15 protein-coding genes and 1 riboswitch are annotated in these 16,610 nt (G+C 73.8%); of the genes, 8 read left to right on the top strand and 7 right to left on the bottom strand.

Annotated elements, in window-relative coordinates; translation table 11 throughout:
• Positions 1-60: 60 nt before the first annotated feature.
• From ACJ5H2_RS13305 to ACJ5H2_RS13295, 3 genes are read right to left on the bottom strand one after another with little or no spacing between them, the layout of a single operon-like run.
• Complete coding sequence (locus tag ACJ5H2_RS13305) at positions 61-735, bottom strand: response regulator transcription factor (RefSeq protein WP_408895888.1); 675 nt, start codon at positions 733-735, stop codon at positions 61-63.
• Positions 720-2,168, bottom strand: a complete 1,449-nt coding sequence (locus tag ACJ5H2_RS13300) for a sensor histidine kinase (protein WP_408895887.1) — start codon at positions 2,166-2,168, stop codon at positions 720-722. The genes ACJ5H2_RS13305 and ACJ5H2_RS13300 overlap by 16 nt, the downstream gene beginning before the upstream one ends.
• Positions 2,158-2,556: a hypothetical protein gene (locus tag ACJ5H2_RS13295; RefSeq protein WP_408895886.1), complete on the bottom strand. Its 399-nt coding sequence runs from the start codon at positions 2,554-2,556 to the stop codon at positions 2,158-2,160. Before ACJ5H2_RS13295 ends, ACJ5H2_RS13300 begins: the two co-directional genes overlap by 11 nt.
• 454 nt (positions 2,557-3,010) lie before the next feature.
• Between ACJ5H2_RS13295 and ACJ5H2_RS13290 the strand changes: the two genes are divergently transcribed.
• Positions 3,011-4,564 carry an AMP-binding protein gene (locus ACJ5H2_RS13290; RefSeq protein WP_408895885.1) on the top strand — a complete coding sequence of 518 codons (1,554 nt, stop codon included), beginning with the start codon at positions 3,011-3,013 and terminating at the stop codon, positions 4,562-4,564.
• On the opposite strand, the gene ACJ5H2_RS13285 is transcribed toward ACJ5H2_RS13290, so the two are convergent.
• Positions 4,543-5,085, bottom strand: a complete 543-nt coding sequence (locus ACJ5H2_RS13285; RefSeq protein ID WP_408895884.1) for a hypothetical protein — start codon at positions 5,083-5,085, stop codon at positions 4,543-4,545. The two genes, ACJ5H2_RS13290 and ACJ5H2_RS13285, sit on opposite strands and share 22 nt — an antisense overlap.
• A gap of 16 nt (positions 5,086-5,101) precedes the next feature.
• A riboswitch (cobalamin riboswitch) is annotated at positions 5,102-5,222 on the top strand.
• Between the two features lie 35 nt (positions 5,223-5,257).
• Here ACJ5H2_RS13285 and cobN point away from each other — a divergent pair.
• The 5 genes from cobN to ACJ5H2_RS13260 are packed head-to-tail and all read left to right on the top strand — an operon-like array spanning position 5,258 to position 12,227.
• Positions 5,258-9,010 carry a cobaltochelatase subunit CobN gene (gene cobN, locus ACJ5H2_RS13280; RefSeq protein WP_408895883.1) on the top strand — a complete coding sequence of 1,251 codons (3,753 nt, stop codon included), beginning with the start codon at positions 5,258-5,260 and terminating at the stop codon, positions 9,008-9,010.
• Positions 9,007-9,747: an SAM-dependent methyltransferase gene (locus tag ACJ5H2_RS13275; protein WP_408895882.1), complete on the top strand. Its 741-nt coding sequence runs from the start codon at positions 9,007-9,009 to the stop codon at positions 9,745-9,747. The genes cobN and ACJ5H2_RS13275 overlap by 4 nt, the downstream gene beginning before the upstream one ends.
• Complete coding sequence (locus ACJ5H2_RS13270; RefSeq protein ID WP_408895881.1) at positions 9,734-10,096, top strand: (2Fe-2S) ferredoxin domain-containing protein; 363 nt, start codon at positions 9,734-9,736, stop codon at positions 10,094-10,096. The genes ACJ5H2_RS13275 and ACJ5H2_RS13270 overlap by 14 nt, the downstream gene beginning before the upstream one ends.
• Positions 10,093-11,490 carry a cobyric acid synthase gene (locus ACJ5H2_RS13265; protein ID WP_408895879.1) on the top strand — a complete coding sequence of 466 codons (1,398 nt, stop codon included), beginning with the start codon at positions 10,093-10,095 and terminating at the stop codon, positions 11,488-11,490. The genes ACJ5H2_RS13270 and ACJ5H2_RS13265 overlap by 4 nt, the downstream gene beginning before the upstream one ends.
• Positions 11,487-12,227, top strand: a complete 741-nt coding sequence (locus ACJ5H2_RS13260) for a cobalt-precorrin-6A reductase (RefSeq protein WP_408895878.1) — start codon at positions 11,487-11,489, stop codon at positions 12,225-12,227. Before ACJ5H2_RS13265 ends, ACJ5H2_RS13260 begins: the two co-directional genes overlap by 4 nt.
• Here ACJ5H2_RS13260 and ACJ5H2_RS13255 read toward each other — a convergent pair.
• A complete protein-coding gene (locus tag ACJ5H2_RS13255) occupies positions 12,216-12,650 on the bottom strand; it encodes a hypothetical protein (protein ID WP_408895877.1) in 435 nt (144 codons plus the stop codon). The genes ACJ5H2_RS13260 and ACJ5H2_RS13255 overlap by 12 nt on opposite strands.
• 104 nt (positions 12,651-12,754) lie before the next feature.
• On the opposite strand from ACJ5H2_RS13255, the gene ACJ5H2_RS13250 reads away from it, so the two are divergent.
• Positions 12,755-13,582, top strand: coding sequence for an NmrA family NAD(P)-binding protein (locus ACJ5H2_RS13250; protein WP_408895876.1), 828 nt, complete (start codon positions 12,755-12,757; stop codon positions 13,580-13,582).
• A gap of 31 nt (positions 13,583-13,613) precedes the next feature.
• Here the strand turns inward: ACJ5H2_RS13250 and ACJ5H2_RS13245 are convergent, their stop codons facing one another.
• Positions 13,614-14,462: an NAD(P)H-binding protein gene (locus ACJ5H2_RS13245; protein WP_408895875.1), complete on the bottom strand. Its 849-nt coding sequence runs from the start codon at positions 14,460-14,462 to the stop codon at positions 13,614-13,616.
• Positions 14,463-14,567: 105 nt separating this feature from the next.
• Between ACJ5H2_RS13245 and ACJ5H2_RS13240 the strand changes: the two genes are divergently transcribed.
• Entirely contained in the window at positions 14,568-14,933 is a 366-nt protein-coding gene (locus ACJ5H2_RS13240) for a winged helix-turn-helix transcriptional regulator (protein ID WP_408895873.1), read from the top strand.
• A 67-nt stretch (positions 14,934-15,000) separates the two neighbouring features.
• Here ACJ5H2_RS13240 and ACJ5H2_RS13235 read toward each other — a convergent pair whose 3' ends face one another.
• Positions 15,001-16,608 (bottom strand): HYR domain-containing protein, encoded by a 1,608-nt coding sequence (locus ACJ5H2_RS13235; RefSeq protein WP_408895872.1) that lies wholly within the window; start codon positions 16,606-16,608, stop codon positions 15,001-15,003.
• Between the last annotated feature and the right edge of the window lie 2 nt (positions 16,609-16,610).

Here is a 16,610-nt window from a genome sequence, read left to right as displayed (position 1 = left end):
CGACCCAACTGACGACTCAAGCGGTCACGACTGACGACTCGACGGGTAGGAAGTGACGACTCAACGTTCGAAGCGGTAGCCCATGCCGCGGACGGTCGTGATGGAGCGGGTGCCGAGCTTGCGGCGGAGGTACCCGACGTAGACGTCGACCACGTTGGATCCGGGATCGAAGTCGAGGCCCCAGACGTGGTCGAGGAGCTGCTCGCGGGAGAGCACCTGGCCGGCGTGGCGCAGGAAGATCTCGGCGAGGGCGAACTCGCGCGCGGAGAGCTCGGCCTCGCGACCGGCGACCGTCGCCCGGCGGGTGCGCAGGTCCAGCTCGACGCCGCCGGCGACCAGGACGTCCGGGCTGCCGTTCCCCGGCGAGGGTGGGCTCGCCTGCCGCAGGCGCAGGCGCACCCGGGCGCTCAGCTCGGCGAACCGGAACGGCTTGGGCATGTAGTCGTCGGCCCCGCCCTCGAGCGCGGTCACGGTGTCGGTGACCGAGTCGCGTGCCGTGAGCACGATGACGGGGACCCGCGAGCCCTGCGAGCGGAGCTGGTCGAGGAGCTCGAAGCCGTCGATGCCGGGCAGGCCGATGTCGAGGACCACGAGGTCGACGTCGCCGGCCAGGGCGCGGTCGAGGCCGGTCGCCCCGTCGCTCGCCACGGTCGTGCGATGGCCCTCGGCGCGCAGCCCCTTGGAGACGAACGAGGCGATCCGCTCCTCGTCCTCGACGATCAGGATGTGGGCCACGTCAACACCTGGGTCTGCTCGGAGCCTGCAGGCAGGACGGCGGGTACGTCGAGCACGAAGCGCGCACCGCGGGCACGCGGCCCCGGCCGGCCGGGATCGACATACGCGCTCCCGCCGTGGGCCTGCGCGATGGCACTGACGATCGAGAGCCCGAGCCCGAAGCCCTCGTCGCCCTCCGGTACGGCGGCCCGGCCGAAGCGGCCGAAGATCCGCTCGCGGTCCTCGGGTGCGACGCCGGGGCCGTCGTCGTGCACCCAGCAGCGGAACGTGGGGCCCACGACGGCCGCGCCGAGGGCGATCCGCCCGCCGGGGGCGGTGTGCTTGACGGCGTTGTCGGCGAGCGCGAGCAGCGCCTGGGTGATCCGCTGGCCGTCCAGCACCAGCTCGTCAGGCAGGTCCGGCGAGGCCTCCAGCACCCAGTCCCGCTCGCCGAGGGCGCGCGCCTTGGTGAGGACGCTGGCGAGCAGTGCTGCCGGGTCGGTGGCGCCCGGCGCGAGGAAGTCGGGCCGGTCGCTCTTGGCGAGCATGATCAGGTCGCCGACGAGCCGGGCCATCCGGTCCACCTCGTCGAGCAGCAGCGCGCGGGTCTCGGCCACCTCTTGGGGGCTGGCCACGTCGAGCAGCTCGAGATGGCCGCGGAGCACCGTGAGCGGCGTGCGCAGCTCGTGCCCCGCGTCGTCGAGGAACTGCCGCTGCCCGGCGAAGGAGCCCTCCAGCCGGTCGAGCATGCTGTTGACGGTGCGGGTCAGGGCGGTGATGTCGTCGTTCCCCCGCTCCGGCAGCCTCCGGGACAGGTCCGTGGCGCCGATGGTGTCCGCGGCCTGGTGCAGGGTGCGCAGGGGGCGCAGCAAGCGCCCCGACACCCAGGCGGCGGTCCCCGTGACGAGCACCGCGGACAGGACGGCGACGAGCGTGTAGGTCCGCATCGTCTGCAGCAGCTCGCCCCGGTCCTCGGCCAGGAAGGTGACGACGAGGAGCGCACCGCGCTGGCTGCCCTGGGCGACCGGCTGACCGGTGATCCGGACCTCGCCGCGGTCGGTGTCCAGGTACGTCGTCCCGCCCTCGACGACCAGCGGGGCGACGGCCTCCCGGAAGGCCGCGTCGTCGACGAGCTCGTCCTCGGGGAACTGCACGAGGGTGCCGTCGCCGATCCACCCGACGAGGAGCTCGTCGTCGTCGGGGACGTTGCGGGTCAAGAAGCCCTCGAGCAGCGCGCGGATCGAGGAGAAGTCGCCGGTGCGCTGGAGGGCGACGAACTCGTCGAGCTCCTGCTCCACCTCGCGCTGCACCGACGCGGTGACCGCACGGCTCTCCACGAAGTACACGATCAGGCCCGCCCCGGCGAGGGCGACGGTGACGAGCAGGGCCACCGCCGCCGTGATCCGGGTGCGAACCGACAGCCCGGCGCGGGCCGGCGCTGGCTCAGTCGTCATCGTGCCCGTCGTCGTGCCCGTCGTCGTCCCCCTCGTCGTGCCCCTCGTCGTGCCCCTCGTCGTGCCCCTCGTCGTCCCCGCCGTCATCACGGTCGTCCTGGCGGCCCCCGCGGTCGTCGCGGTCCTCGCCGCGCCCCCGCTGCCGGTCGTCGTCCAGCTTCGGCTGAGGCGTGATCACGGTGGCGGGTGGAGGCGTCGCCGGCTCGGACGACGGGGCCGCGGGCACCGACGTCGCGGCCTCGGACCCGTCCGCGGGCGCGGAGCCGAGATCGAGCGGCGCCCGGGCGGGCGGCTCGTCGGCTCCGGCGCGTACGACGGCGCCCGCGGCGAACCCGGCGAGCACCATCAGCACGGCGACCGGCAGCAGCACCTTCCACGCACGACTCATGACGGCACCATCCTGCCCGATCGTGGGCCGGCCGTGAGATGCCGATGAGAGAGCTCTCATCCTTTTGGCCGAGCGTGTCGGAAATCGACCTCGCCGCACGGTCCTCGCTCCGCTTCGGACCGCGGGCATCGGCCGATGCGGCTGCGCCGCGTCCGCCACGCTGCCGGCCGGTGTCCTCGCTCCGCTTCGGACCGCGGGCATCGGCCGATGCGGCTGCGCCGCGTCCGCCACGCTGCGGGCCGGTGTCCTCGCTCCGCTTCGGGCCGCGGGCATCGGCCGATGCGGCTGCGCCGCGTCCGCCACGCTGCCGGCCGGTGTCCTCGCCGCACGGTCCTCGCTCCGCTTCGGACCTCGCGAGCACGCACGCCCCCACTTTCGGAGGGGGGCGAGACCCGGCCGCCGGGCCTAGGGTGGTGCGGGTCACATGTCCGCTCCGTGCCCAGGGAGGCCCCGCGTGTTCGTCCCGTTCAGCGTCAACGACTTCCTCGATCGAGCCGTGCAGGTGTACGGCGAGCGGGTGGGCGTCGTCGACGAGCCGACGCAGCCCGCGCCCAGCCAGGGCGAGCTGACCTACGCGCAGGTCGGCGAGCTCGCGCGCCGGCAGGCGGCCAAGCTCGACGAGCTCGGGATCGCCCCGGGGGAGCGGGTCGCCGTCGTCAGCCACAACAGCAGCCGGCTGCTCACCTCGTTCTTCGGCGTCAGCGGCTGGGGGCGCGTGCTGGTGCCCGTGAACTTCCGGCTCAGCCCGGACGAGGTGCAGTACATCGTCGACCACTCGGGCGCCCGGGTGCTCTACCTCGACCCGGAGCTGGAGGACGCCCTGGCCGGCGTGCGGTGCGAGCAGAAGTACCTCCTCGGCGACGACGACGCGCTCTACGCGGCGCCGGGCGCACAGCCCAAGGCATGGGAGCCGGACGAGAGCGCGACCGCCACCATCAACTACACCTCCGGTACGACGGCCCGCCCGAAGGGGGTGCAGATCACCCACCGCAACATCTGGGTCAACGCGCTCACCTTCGGCCTGCACGCGGGCATCAGCGACCGCGACGTCTACCTGCACACCCTCCCTCAGTTCCACGCCAACGGCTGGGGGATGCCGTTCGCGATGACCGGCGTCGGCGCGCAGCACGTCATCCTGCGCAAGGTCGACGGCGCCGAGATCCTGCGCCGGGTCCGCGACCACGGCGTGACGGTGATGTGCGCGGCCCCCGCCGTCGCGGCGGCGGTGCTGGAGGCGGCGCAGACCTGGGAGGGCGAGATCCCCGGCAGCGACCGCGTGCGGATCATCATGGCCGGCGCGCCGCCGCCGACGAAGACGGTGATCCGGGTCCAGGAGGAGCTCGGCTGGGAGTTCATCCAGATCTACGGCCTCACCGAGACCTCGCCCCTGCTGACCATCAACCGCACCCGCGCGGAGTGGGACGACCTCTCCGCCGAGGAGCGCGCGACCCGGCTCACCCGGGCGGGCGCGCCGGCCATCGGCGTACGACTGGCGATCGACGAGTCCGAGGAGGGCGCCGGCGAGGTGCTCGCCCGGTCCAACGTGATCCTCGAGGGCTACTGGGAGCAGCCCGAGGAGACCGCCGCCGCGCTGGCCGACGGCTGGTTCCACACCGGTGACGGGGGCGTGCTCGGCGAGGACGGCTATCTCACGATCGCCGACCGCAAGAAGGACGTGATCATCACCGGCGGCGAGAACGTCACCTCCATCGAGGTGGAGGACACGCTGTTCTCGCACCCGGCGGTGGCGGAGGTGGCGGTCATCGGCGTCCCGAGCGAGAAGTGGGGCGAGACCATCAAGGCGCTCGTCGTGCTCACCGCGGACGCGACGCCGGGGGAGGAGATGGAGGCCGAGCTGATCCGCTGGTGCAAGGACCGGCTCGCCGGCTACAAGGCCCCGACCTCGGTCGAGTTCCGGTCGGAGCTGGCCCGGACGGCGACCGGCAAGCTGCAGAAGTTCAAGCTGCGCGCGCCGTACTGGGAGGGCTACACGCGCCAGGTGAACTGATCGGCCGGGACGAGCGAGGCCGCCCAGCCGGCGGCCTCCCACGCCGCGACCGTGGCCTCGGCCCATCCCGGCTCCGCCGCGGCCACCACGTCGACGGCCGTCGCCGCGGCCGTCTCGACGGGCGGCGACGAAGGGACAGCCAGGGGTCGGCCGCTGATCGGGTCCGCCAGGTCGGCGGCACCGTCGACGCAGGTCACGCGGCGCAGTCCGATCCCGAGGCGCCGCTGGTGCTGGGCCAGGCTCAGCGCGGCGATCCCGGCGGCGCCGTACCCGACGACGGAGAGCCGGTCCGGCGGGTGCACCGCGGACTGGCGGGCGTAGCGCACCGAGCGCAGCAGGTCGCCTCCGTCCTCCCAGGTCGGTACGACGACGCGGACCCCGCTGCGGGTCGCGATCCGGCTCGCCAGGGCGCCGACGGCGTCCGGGTCGGTGCGCACCGCGGGATGCCACAGCAGGAGGGTGTCCAGGTTGGGGTGGCCGTGCACCGCGACTCGGATGCCGGGCGCCTGCTGTTGCTGCATGGGACCACCGTAGGCTGAGCCCCCACAGGTCCGCGGTGCAGGAACCCGGTGTGAGACCGGGGCGGTTCCGCCACTGTGATCCGTGCCGTGACGTCGGCACGGAGAGCCAGACACTGGCCGCGGACGACACCTACCGATGAGGGGCGCGAACCCCCAGGAGGCACCGACCGCCATGGCGCGCATCGCACTGCTGTCCACGTCCGACACCGACCTGCTGTCCGCCCGGGCGAGCGGCGCCGACTACGGGTGGGCGAACCCCTCCCGCAGCGATCTCGACGCGCTGGTCGCGCTGGCGGCCGGGGCCGACCTCGCCGTCGTACGGCTGCTCGGCTCGCCCCAGCAGTACGACGCCGAGCTGGCCGCCCTGCGTGGTGCCGGCCGGCCGCTCGTCGTCCTCGGCGGCGAGCTGACGCCGAGCGCGGAGCTGATGGAGGCCTCGACCGTGCCGGTCGGCGTCGCCGCCGAGGCGCACCGCTATCTCGCCGAGGGCGGGCCGCGCAACCTCGAGCAGCTGCATCGCTTCCTGTCCGACACCGTGCTGCTCACCGGCGAGGGCTTCGAGGCGCCCGAGGTGATCCCGGCCTGGGGACTGGTGGAGCGGCCGGAGGTTTCGAGGCTCGTCGCTGGCGCTCCTCGCACCTCAACCACCGACGAGGGGCTCGTCGCTGGCGCTCCTCGCACCTCAACCACCGACGAGGGGCTCGTCGCTGGCGCTCCTCGCACCTCAACCACCGACGAGGGGCTCGTCGCTGGCGCTCCTCGCACCTCAACCACCGACGAGGGCCGGGCGAAGGTCGGGGTGCTCTTCTACCGCGCCCACCAGGCCAGCGGGAACACCGCGTTCGTGCACGCGCTGTGCGACGCGATCGACGCCACCGGGACCGCGGTGGGGGTGCCGATCTTCGCCGGCTCGCTGCGCGCGGCGCCCGACGAGCTGTTCGAGGCGCTCGGCGACCTCGACGCCCTCGTCGTCACCGTGCTCGCGGCGGGCGGCTCGACGCCCGCGGCGGCCAGTGCGGGGGGCGAGGACGAGACGTGGGACGTGGAGCGGATCGCGGCCCTCGACATCCCGGTGCTGCAGGGGCTGTGCCTGACCAGCAGCCGCGCGGAGTGGGAGGCCTCCGACGACGGGGTGTCCCCGCTCGACTACGCCAACCAGGTGGCGATCCCGGAGTTCGACGGCCGGATCAGCACCGTGCCCTTCTCGTTCAAGGAGATCGACCCCAGCGACCCGGCCGGCCTGCCGTCGTACGTCGCCGACCCGGAGCGCTGCGCGCGCGTCGCGGGTCTGGCGGTGAGCTACGCGCGGCTGCGCCACGTGCCCAACGCCGAGAAGCGGATCGCGCTGATGCTCAGCGCCTACCCGACCAAGCACTCCCGGATCGGCAACGCCGTCGGTCTCGACACCCCGGTCTCGGCGGTGCGCCTGCTGCGCCGGCTGCGGGGGGCCGGCTACGACGTCGGCGACGGGTTCGGGGTGCTCGACCTCGACGACGACACCGTCGCGGGGGACCGGCTCATCCACGCGCTGATCGCCGCCGGCGGCCAGGACGAGGAGTGGCTCACCTCCGCCCAGCTCACCGAAGCGCACGTGCGGGTGACCAAGGCCGAGTACGACGCGTGGACGGCGGACCTGCCGGCGGACCTGCGCGCGGAGATCGTCGAGGCGTGGGGTGAGTCGCCCGGCTCGCTCTTCGTCAATGACGACGGCGAGATCGTGCTCGCCACCCTGCGCGCGGGCAACGTGGTGCTGATGATCCAGCCGCCCCGGGGCTTCGGGGAGAACCCGGTGGCGATCTACCACGACCCCGACCTGGCCCCGTCGCACCACTACCTGGCGGCGTACCGCTGGGTGCAGCACGGCTTCGGCGCCCACGCCGTCGTCCATCTCGGCAAGCACGGGTCGATGGAGTGGCTGCCGGGCAAGAACGCCGCCCTGTCGGCGTCCTGTGCGACCGACGCCGCGATCGGCAGCCTGCCGCTGGTCTATCCCTTCCTGGTCAACGACCCCGGTGAGGGCGCGCAGGCCAAGCGGCGCGCGCACGCGACGATCGTCGACCACCTGGTGCCCCCGATGGCGCGCGCAGAGAGCTATGGCGACATCGCCCGGCTCGAGGGCCTGCTGGAGGAGTACGACAAGATCTCCGCGATGGACCCGGCCAAGCTGGCCGCCATCCGCGGCGAGATCTGGCAGCTGATGCACGCCGCCGAGCTGCACCGCGACCTCGGGCTGGAGGAGAAGCCGGAGGACGACGACTTCGACGACTTCCTGCTCCACGTCGACGGTTGGCTCTGCGAGATCAAGGACGTCCAGATCCGCGACGGGCTCCACGTCCTCGGGCAGGCGCCCCAGGGCGAGGCCCGGGTCAACCTGGTCCTGGCCATCCTGCGGGCCGCCCAGGTCTGGGGCGGCCAGGCCCAGGCCGTGCCGGGACTGCGCGCCGCCCTCGGCCTGGACCCCGACGCTCCGACGGTCGAGGTCGACCGGGTCGAGGCCGAGGCGCGGGCCCTGGTCGAGGCGATGGACAAGGCCGGGTGGGACCCCGCCCGGGTCGACGACCTCCACCCCTCGGCGCAGGTGCGCCAGGTGCTGGCCTTCGCCGCCACCGAGGTCGTGCCCCGGCTGACCCGGACGACCGACGAGCTGGACCACACCCTGCACGCCCTGGCGGGGGGCTTCGTCCCCGCCGGACCGTCGGGCTCGCCGCTGCGTGGGCTGGTCAACGTGCTGCCGACCGGCCGCAACTTCTACACCGTCGACCCCCGCGCGGTGCCCTCGCGGCTGGCGTGGCAGACGGGGCAGGCGATGGCGGACTCGCTGTTGCAGCGCTATCTCGCCGACGAGGGCAGCTACCCGGAGTCGGTGGGCCTCTCCGTCTGGGGGACCTCGGCCATGCGCACCTCGGGCGACGACGTCGCCGAGGTCCTGGCGCTGCTCGGCGTACGGCCGGAGTGGGACGAGGCGTCGAAGCGGGTCCACGACCTGAAGGTCATCCCGCTCGAGGAGCTGGGCCGGCCCCGGATCGACGTCACCGTGCGGATCTCCGGGTTCTTCCGTGACGCCTTCCCGCACGTCGTGGCGATGCTCGACGACGCGGTCCGGCTGGTGGCCGACCTCGACGAGCCCCTCGACGCGAACTTCGTCCGTGCTCACGCACAGGCCGACCTCGCCGAGCACGGCGACGCCCGGCGGGCGACGACCCGGATCTTCGGCTCCAAGCCCGGCTCGTACGGCGCCGGCATCCTGCAGGCCGTCGAGTCCGGCTCCTGGCGCGACGACGCCGACCTCGCCGAGGTCTACACCGCCTGGGGCGGCTTCGCCTACGGCCGCGGGCTGGACGGCGTACCCGCCTCCGACGACATGCGCGCGAACTACCGGCGGATCAAGGTCGCCGCCAAGAACATCGACACCCGCGAGCACGACATCGCGGACAGCGACGACTACTTCCAGTACCACGGCGGCATGGTGGCGACGATCCGCGCGCTGACCGGCGTCGCGCCACGGGCCTATGTCGGCGACTCCACCACCCCCGACGCCGTGCGCACGCGCACCCTGCAGGAGGAGACCAACCGGGTCTTCCGCGCCCGCGTCGTCAACCCGCGCTGGATCGGCGCGATGCAGCGCCACGGCTACAAGGGCGCCTTCGAGCTCGCCGCGACCGTCGACTACCTGTTCGGCTTCGACGCCACCGCGGGCGTCGTGCACGACTGGATGTACGAGTCGCTCGCGCGGTCCTACGTGCTCGACGAGACCAACCAGGAGTTCCTGCGCAGGTCGAACCCGTGGGCGCTGCGCAGCATCGTGGAGCGGCTGCACGAGGCCAAGGACCGCGGGCTGTGGGAGTCGCCCGACCCCGACGTCCTGGCCGCCCTGCAGGCGGCCTATCTCGAGGTCGAGGGGGACCTGGAGGAGGACGCTCGGTGACCGCGCCGGTCGAGGTCCGCATCGTCGGCGTCGGGATGGGGCCGCAGCACGTCACACCGGAGGCCGCCGCGGCGCTGGCCGGCTGCGACTACGCGCTGGCCGTGGCGAAGGGGGAGCACGACCCGCTGCTCGCCGTGCGGCAGGCGGTGTGCGCCGCGCACGGCGTCGAGCTGGTCGTCGTACCGGATCCGGAGCGGGACCGCTCGCCGGGCCTGGACCGCCCGGCCTACGAGGCCGCCGTCGCCGCGTGGTACGCCGCCCGGCTGGCCGCCTACCGGTCGGTGCTGGAGGAGCGGGGCGGGACCTGTGCCTTCCTCGTGTGGGGCGACCCGTCGCTGTACGACGGCACGGTCCGGATCGTGCGCGAGCTCGGGGTCGCCTTCGACGTGCTGCCGGGCATCAGCGCCCCGCAGCTGCTGGCCGCGCGACACCGGGTGGTGCTGCACGAGGTCGGGCAGCCGGTGCACGTCACCACGGCACGCCGGCTGCGGACCGACGTCGCTTCCGGGCAGCGCAACCTCGTCGTCATGCTCACCTCGGGCGTGGACCTCGACGGGCTCGAGGACTGGTCCATCTGGTGGGGCGCGAACCTCGGCGGGGCCGGGGAGCGGGTCGTCGCGGGGCGCGTCGGCGACGTGGCCGGCGAGATCGCCGCGGCACGGGAGGACGCACGCGCCGAGGCCGGCTGGGTGATGGACCTGTTCCTGCTGAGGGGGCCGGCCGATGGCGCTGCCTGAGCGGGACGTGCTGCTGTGCCGCGACTGCTGCTGCGGCACGACGAAGAAGCACCCGTCGGTCGACCACGGCGCGCAGCGCGACGAGATCGAGGCCCTCGACGACCCCGCCGGGCGGCGCGGCCCGCGGGTCCGGGTCCGCGTGGTCGACTGCCTCGACGAGTGCGACCGGTCGAACGTCGTCCTCGTCCGCGACTTCACCTGGCTCCCGGGCGGACGCCGGCCCAAGGACACCTGGCTCGGCGGTGTGCTCTCGCCCGCGTCGACCGAGGCGGTCGTCGACTGGGTGCGCGAGGGCGGGCCGGTGCCGGCGTCGCTGCAGCGGCACGTGTTCCGGGGGAAGCGCGGATGAGCGCCGCCGGCGCGGCCCTGCTGGTCGCCGGCATGACGTCCGACGCGGGCAAGAGCGTGGTGACGACGGGCCTGTGCCGGGCGTTCGCTCGGCGGGGGATCCGGGTGGCGCCGTACAAGGCGCAGAACATGTCCAACAACTCCATGGTCGTGCGCGTTCCGGACGGTGCGCCCGGGGAGATCGGCCGGGCGCAGTGGGTGCAGGCCCTGGCGGCCGGCGTGGAGCCCGAGGTCGCGATGAACCCGGTGCTGCTCAAGCCGGGCAGCGACCGGCGCAGCCACGTGGTGCGGATGGGCCGGCCGGACGGCGAGGTGTCGGCGCGCGACTGGCACGACGGCCGCGCTCGGCTGGCCGCGACCGCGTTCGACGCCTTCGACGACCTCCGCTCCCGGTTCGACCTCGTGGTCGCGGAGGGCGCGGGCAGTCCGGCCGAGATCAACCTGCGGGCGAGCGACTACGTCAACATGGGCCTCGCGCGGCACGGCGACGTGCCGACCGTCGTGGTCGGCGACATCGACCGCGGCGGCTGGTTCGCCGCCGCCTACGGCACCGTGATGCTGCTCGACGAGGCCGACCGCGCGCTGGTGAAGGGGTACGTCGTCAACAAGTTCCGCGGCGACGTCGACCTGCTGCGCCCGGGCCTGGCCGACCTGGAGCGACGCACGGGCCGCCCGACGTACGGCGTGCTGCCGTGGCACCCGGACCTCTGGCTGGACTCGGAGGACGCGCTCGACCTCGAGGGCCGTCGGGCGGCGCTCGGCACCGGCGCCCGGAAGGTGGCCGTCGTGCGGCTGCCGCGGATCAGCAACTTCACCGACGTCGACGCCCTCGGTCTCGAGCCCGGCCTCGACGTGCAGTTCGTCTCCGACGCGGCGCGGCTGGCCGACGCCGACCTCGTCGTCCTGCCCGGCACCCGCGCCACCCTGGCCGACCTGGCCTGGCTGCGCGAGCGCGGCCTGGACGCGGCGATCGTGCGTCACGCGGGGGCCGGACGGCCGGTGCTCGGGATCTGCGGCGGCTGCCAGATGCTCGGGCGTCGCATCGAGGACCCGGACGGCGTCGAGGGGGTCGCCGGCGCGGCGGTCGACGGCCTCGGGCTGCTCGACCTGGTGACGGTCTTCGGCGCCGAGAAGCGGCTGGCCCTCCACGAGCCGGCCGGCTACGAGATCCACCATGGCCGGGTCTCGGGCGCGACCACGGTCGGACGGGTCACCGGCACGATGGTGCACGGCAGCCTGGAGGACGACGCCACCCGGGCGGACTATCTGCGCGAACACCTCGACGTCGTCTCGTCGGCGTCCTTCCCCGCGGCGCGGGCGGCGCGCCTGGACCTGCTCGGTGACCTGGTCGAGGAGCACCTCGACCTCGACGCGCTCCTGGAGCTGACCCGATGAGCCGCCCGGCGCGGGTGCTGCTGCTGGGCGGGACCGGCGAGGCCCGCGCCCTCGCCGCCCGCCTGGTCGACGAGGCCGTCGCGGTGGTGTCGTCGCTCGCCGGGCGGGTCGCCCGGCCGCGGCTGCCCGTGGGAGAGGTCCGCGTCGGCGGCTTCGGGGGAGTCGCCGGACTGCGCGAGGCACTGGCCGGGTTCGATGCGGTCGTCGACGCGACCCACCCGTTCGCGCAGGGCATCAGCCGCAACGCCGCCGCGGCGTGCGCCGCCGAGGGCGTCCCGCTGCTGCGGCTGGAGCGACCCGGGTGGGCCGCCCGGGCCGGCTCCTCGTGGGCCTGGGTCGACAGCCACGAGCAGGCCGCGCGGGCCGCAGCGGACCTCGGGGAGCGCCCGTTCCTCACCGTCGGGCGCCAGGAGCTGGCCCGGTTCGTGCCGGCGCTGGCCCGCCACGAGGTGCTGGCCCGCGTCGTGGACCCGCCGGACATCGAGCTTCCCGCCGCCTGGGCGCTGCTGACCTCCCGTGGGCCCTACACCCTCGACGGCGAGCGTGCCCTGCTGGTCGACCGTGACGTCCTGGTCACCAAGGACTCGGGAGGGGAGCACACCTGGCCGAAGATGCAGGCCGCCGCCGAGCTCGGCGTCCCGGTCGTCGTCGTACGACGCCCGCCGCCGCCGGCCGGCGTCGCGACGGTCGCCGAGGTCGACGCCGCGCTGGACTGGGTGCGCGGGCTAGGAGCCTGACTCCGGCTTCCGCTCGTGACCGGCGCGTCCGTGGGTGCGCCGGTCCTCCTTCATCTCCGCCTCGTAGAGGTGGCGGCGGCCCTCGACCAGGGCGTCGCGGGCCGCGCGCTCGAGCCGCTTGAAGTCGGCGTAGTAGCCGTCGTCGTACTCCTCCATGATCTGGAAGGTCCAGCGGCCCTGCAGCACGTTGCGACCGACCAGCTCCTCCTGCAGCCGGTCCGCGAGCTCGGCGTGCCCGGCCTCGCGTAGCTGGTCGACCCCCTTGCCGAGGGTCAGGTCCGCGGTGCCGCTCAGCCGGTGGAAGGCATAGAGATGTCCGCGCGCGATCTCGACGGCCTCCAGGGCCTCGGAGATGTTGCCCAGCGCCTCGACCGTGAGGTCGTCGACGCCGTCGGGTCGGGTGTGCTCGTCGTCGATGGCCATGGCTCGACGATGCCCACAAACGCCGCGGAGCACACGGGTGCGCCTGGTTGACCTGAAGCAGAGTTGAGGTTCTAGCGTCGTGGTCGACGAAGGGAGAACCACGGATGACGACTCTCGTGACCGGGGCGACGGGCAACACCGGGCGCCACGTGGTGGCCGAGCTGGTACGACGGGGTGAGGCGGTCCGCGCGCTCACCCGCCACCCGGATGCCGCGGCGGCCCTGCTGCCGCCGGAGGCCGCAGTGGTGCCGGGCACGCACACGGACATCACGACTCTCGACGGCGCGCTGGACGGCGTCGACCGGCTGCACCTGACCGCCACGGCGGGCCTGGTCGAGACCGGTCCGGAGCTGGTACGACGCGCCGTCGCGGCCGGGGTGCGCCGGATCACCGTGCTGTGGGGCGGCTACGTCGGCCCGGTCGAGCAGGCGGTCGCGGAGTCGGGCGTCGAGTGGACCCGCCTGGAGCCACAGGAGTTCATGTCGAACGCGCTGACCTGGGTCGACTCGGTGCGTGCCGAGGGGGTGGTGCGGGAGCCCTTCGACCTGCCGAGTGCGGTCGTGCACGAGGGCGACATCGGGGCGGTCGCGGCCGTGGCCCTGCTGGAGGAGGGGCACGTCGGCCGGGCGTACAACCTGACCGGTCCCGAGGCGCTCACCACCGCACAGCGGGTGGCGATGCTGTCCGCGGTCCTCGGCAGGCCGGTCGAGCTGGTGCGGATCACCCGCGAGCAGGCCGTCGCGCGCCTGGTGGCCGACGGCGTGTCCCGCGCGGACGCCGAGTACGTCATCGGGTGGCATGCCGACCCGCCGCCCGAGGCGTCCACCCCGGTCGACACCGTCGCGCGGGTCCTGGGGCGTCCGGCGCGCTCGTTCGCGGACTGGCTGGCGGAGCACGCCGACCGGTTCGACGTGCCCCGCCTGGCCTCGTGAGGGGTCCCCGCTCCCGTCGGCAGGACCTCCGTCAGGCTGCCGCCCGCACCGCGTCCGCGAGCGGGGTCGCCGGGCGCCCGAGCAGGGCCTCGAGGTCGGTCGGCTCGACGTACAGCTCGCCCCGGCCGAGGCCGAGGTCGGCGTCGGCGAGCACGGCGGCGTACGGCTCGGGGAGGCCGGCGCCGACGAGCACCTCGGTGAGCTCCTCGGCCGGGAGGTCGGTGTAGGTCACGTCCTTGCCGAGGACCTCGCCGACCGTCGCGGCGAGCTCCTTCAGGCTGAACGCGCTGCCGCCGAGCTCGTAGACGGGCAGCGGGTCGTCGAGCAGGAGCGCCGCTGCGGCGGCCTCGGCGAAGTCGGCCCGGGTGGCGGCGCTGACCCGCCCGTCACCGGCCGCGCCGAGGACGGTGCCGTGCTCGGCGTACGTCGGGAGCTGGCCGGTGTAGTTCTCGAGATACCAGCTGTTGCGCAGGAAGGTCGACCGCAGGCCGGACGCCGCGATCGCCTCCTCGGTGGCCCGGTGCTCCTGGGCGAGGATCAGCCCGCTGGAGTCGGCGTTCGCGATGCTGGTGTAGGCGAGCAGGCCGACTTCGGCGGCCTTCGCCGCCGCGATGACATTCTGGTGCTGGGGGAGACGCTGGCCGACCTCGCTGCCGGAGATGAGCAGCACCCGGTCGGCTCCCGTGAGTGCGTCGGCCAGGCCGGCGGCGTCGGCGTAGTCGACACGGCGGGTGTCGACGCCGAGCGCGCCCAGCTCGGCGAGGCGCTCCGCATCACGACCCAGGGCGCGGATCTGGTCGGCGGGCACGCCCCGGGCGAGCAGCGAGGTGACGACGAGGCGGCCGAGCTGGCCGGTGGCGCCGGTGATGACGAGGGTCATGGTGGGTTCCTTCCCGGAGGTGGTCGTGCTGGACGACCTCCTCAACAGGACCTCCGGGGAGTTACTTCCCAATGGACAGTACGCACTTTGAGGTAAGGTACTGGCGTGGCAGAAAGTACCGAGACGATCTTCGAGCAGTTCCCCGGCGGAGTGTTCCCGGCCGCGTGCTCGAGCCGGGTGCTGCTCGACCACGTCATGAGCAAGTGGGGCGTCCTCGTGCTGGTGTCCCTGACCGACGGTCCCCAGCGCTGGAGCGAGCTGCGCCGGCGCGCGGAGGGCATCAGCGAGAAGATGCTCGCCCAGACCCTCAAGACGCTCGAGGCCGACGGGCTGGTCCACCGCGAGCAGCAGCCGGTGATGCCGCCGCGGGTCGACTACAGCCTGACCCCGCTCGGCGAGGACCTCGCCGAGGTGATGGTCCCCCTGCTGCGCTGGGTGGGACGCCACGCCGACGAGATCGTCGGCTCGTAGTCGCGCGGACGGCCCCGCCGACGAGACCCGGAGGTCCCGCCGACGAGGCCGGCACGCCGGAGCTCTGCTACTTCGGCGGTGCCGGGACCAGGCAGGCCACCGGAGCGGCGACGTTGCCGGAGAGGTCCTCGGCGTACAGCTCGGCGTCACCGGTGCCCGTGAGGTGCAGGATGCCGCTGTCGCCCAGCTGCTTCTGCGACGGGCCCGAGGCCGCCTCGGTGTACTTGACCCGCTGGCCGCTGTCGAAGGGTCCCCACACGTGCCCGCTTCCCGTGTCGCGCAGGTAGACCTCCGGGTCGAGGTCGACGACGTCGGTCGCGTCGAGGCGGTAGAAGCCGTCCTGGTTCTGGCCCTGGGGGTTCGGCCGGGTGCCGCCGGCCGGCGGACGGTGGCCGCCCGGGTTGGTCGACTCGGTGCAGGCGACGCTCGGCGGCGTCGTGTCGACGACCTCGATCGTGCCCGAGGCGTAGCCGGTGTTGCCGGCGGCGTCGGTGGCCTCGCAGTCGACCGGCGTGACGCCGAGCGGGAACTGCGCCCCCGAGGGCGGCACGCAGGTCGGCGTCAGCGGACCGTCCACGTTGTCCACGGCGGAGGACGCGTAGTCGACCACCGCCCCGTCCGGCCCGGTCGCCTCGACGACCTTGCTCTCGACCGTGACGACCGGGGGAGTCACGTCGAGGACGTCGATGTCGATGGTCTGCACGAACGCCGGGCCCGGCACCTCGCCGTTGACCTCGAAGGACACCGTGCACGACACGGTGCTGCCCTGGGGCGCGTCGCCGGCGAGCGTGACCGTCTCCTCGAAGGAGACCGTGTCGCCGCTGGTCACGGTGGCGGACGACGGAGTCAGGGTGGCCGTCACGCCCGGGTCGCAGGCGACCTCGTGGGTCACCTCCGCCGGCAGGTTCTGCAGCTGGCTGAGGATGACGTCGGAGACCTGGTCGGGGTTGGCGCTGGTCAGCGTGCCTCCGGTCTGCGAGGTCACGTACGACGCCTGGCCGGTCGAGTCCAGCCCGTCCCACAGGTAGCCGTCGGTGCCGGGCACCGAGATCGCGATCACCCGGATGCCGGCGGCCTGCAGCGCGGCGGTCGCGGAGCCCAGGCTGTGCCCGGCGGAGGGGTCGTGGCTGGTCGAGTCGCCGAACATGACGACGATCGGCGTGCCGTCGTCACGGAAGTCCACGGCCGTCGGGATCGCCGCCAGCGCGCCGACCCAGTCCTCGGCCGCGTCGCTGCCGCCGCCCGAGAGCGGGGTCCACGCGCCGATCCCGCCGGTGACCGCGGCGGTGTCCGCAGTCAGCTGCTGGCGCAGCAGGAAGTGTCCCGTCGGGTCGTCGGTGTCCTTGTAGTCGGCGACCGCGAAGCGGGCGGTGGGCTGCGCCGCCTGGATCTGGCCCACGATGCTGGTGGCGTTGGCCTGCACGTTGCCGATGCTCGCCGTCATGCTCGTGGTGGTGTCGGCCAGGAGGACGATGTCGGGGTTCGGCGGGATGGGCGGAGTCTCGACGGTCTTGGTGATGGTGACCGAGCCGCCGGGGGCCAGGGCATCGGCGTAGTGCTGCGGGCTCACACCCGGGTCGGCGACCGCGGCGACCGTGGAGGCCACCCCGAGGGCGAGGCTCAGCAGGCCCGCCGGTACGGCGCGGGCGAGGGTGCTGGGGGGAGGGAGATGCATGA

The organism is Nocardioides pymetrozini, assembly GCF_046058985.1.
Classification (GTDB): domain Bacteria; phylum Actinomycetota; class Actinomycetes; order Propionibacteriales; family Nocardioidaceae; genus Nocardioides.
Note: the sequence above shows the minus strand (reverse complement) of the source record. Positions and strands in the feature narration are given on the sequence as shown.

Bases quoted from the DNA above. Each gene is read 5' to 3' on its own strand.
- ACJ5H2_RS13255 (WP_408895877.1), bottom strand. From the start codon at position 12,650: ATGGCCATCGACGACGAGCACACCCGACCCGACGGCGTCGACGACCTC.
- ACJ5H2_RS13260 (WP_408895878.1), top strand. From the start codon at position 11,487: ATGAGCCGCCCGGCGCGGGTGCTGCTGCTGGGCGGGACCGGCGAGGCC.
- ACJ5H2_RS13245 (WP_408895875.1), bottom strand. From the start codon at position 14,462: ATGACCCTCGTCATCACCGGCGCCACCGGCCAGCTCGGCCGCCTCGTC.
- ACJ5H2_RS13295 (WP_408895886.1), bottom strand. From the start codon at position 2,556: ATGAGTCGTGCGTGGAAGGTGCTGCTGCCGGTCGCCGTGCTGATGGTG.
- ACJ5H2_RS13270 (WP_408895881.1), top strand. From the start codon at position 9,734: ATGGCGCTGCCTGAGCGGGACGTGCTGCTGTGCCGCGACTGCTGCTGC.
- ACJ5H2_RS13250 (WP_408895876.1), top strand. From the start codon at position 12,755: ATGACGACTCTCGTGACCGGGGCGACGGGCAACACCGGGCGCCACGTG.
- cobN (WP_408895883.1), top strand. From the start codon at position 5,258: ATGGCGCGCATCGCACTGCTGTCCACGTCCGACACCGACCTGCTGTCC.
- ACJ5H2_RS13285 (WP_408895884.1), bottom strand. From the start codon at position 5,085: ATGCAGCAACAGCAGGCGCCCGGCATCCGAGTCGCGGTGCACGGCCAC.
- ACJ5H2_RS13265 (WP_408895879.1), top strand. From the start codon at position 10,093: ATGAGCGCCGCCGGCGCGGCCCTGCTGGTCGCCGGCATGACGTCCGAC.
- ACJ5H2_RS13300 (WP_408895887.1), bottom strand. From the start codon at position 2,168: ATGACGACTGAGCCAGCGCCGGCCCGCGCCGGGCTGTCGGTTCGCACC.
- ACJ5H2_RS13235 (WP_408895872.1), bottom strand. From the start codon at position 16,608: ATGCATCTCCCTCCCCCCAGCACCCTCGCCCGCGCCGTACCGGCGGGC.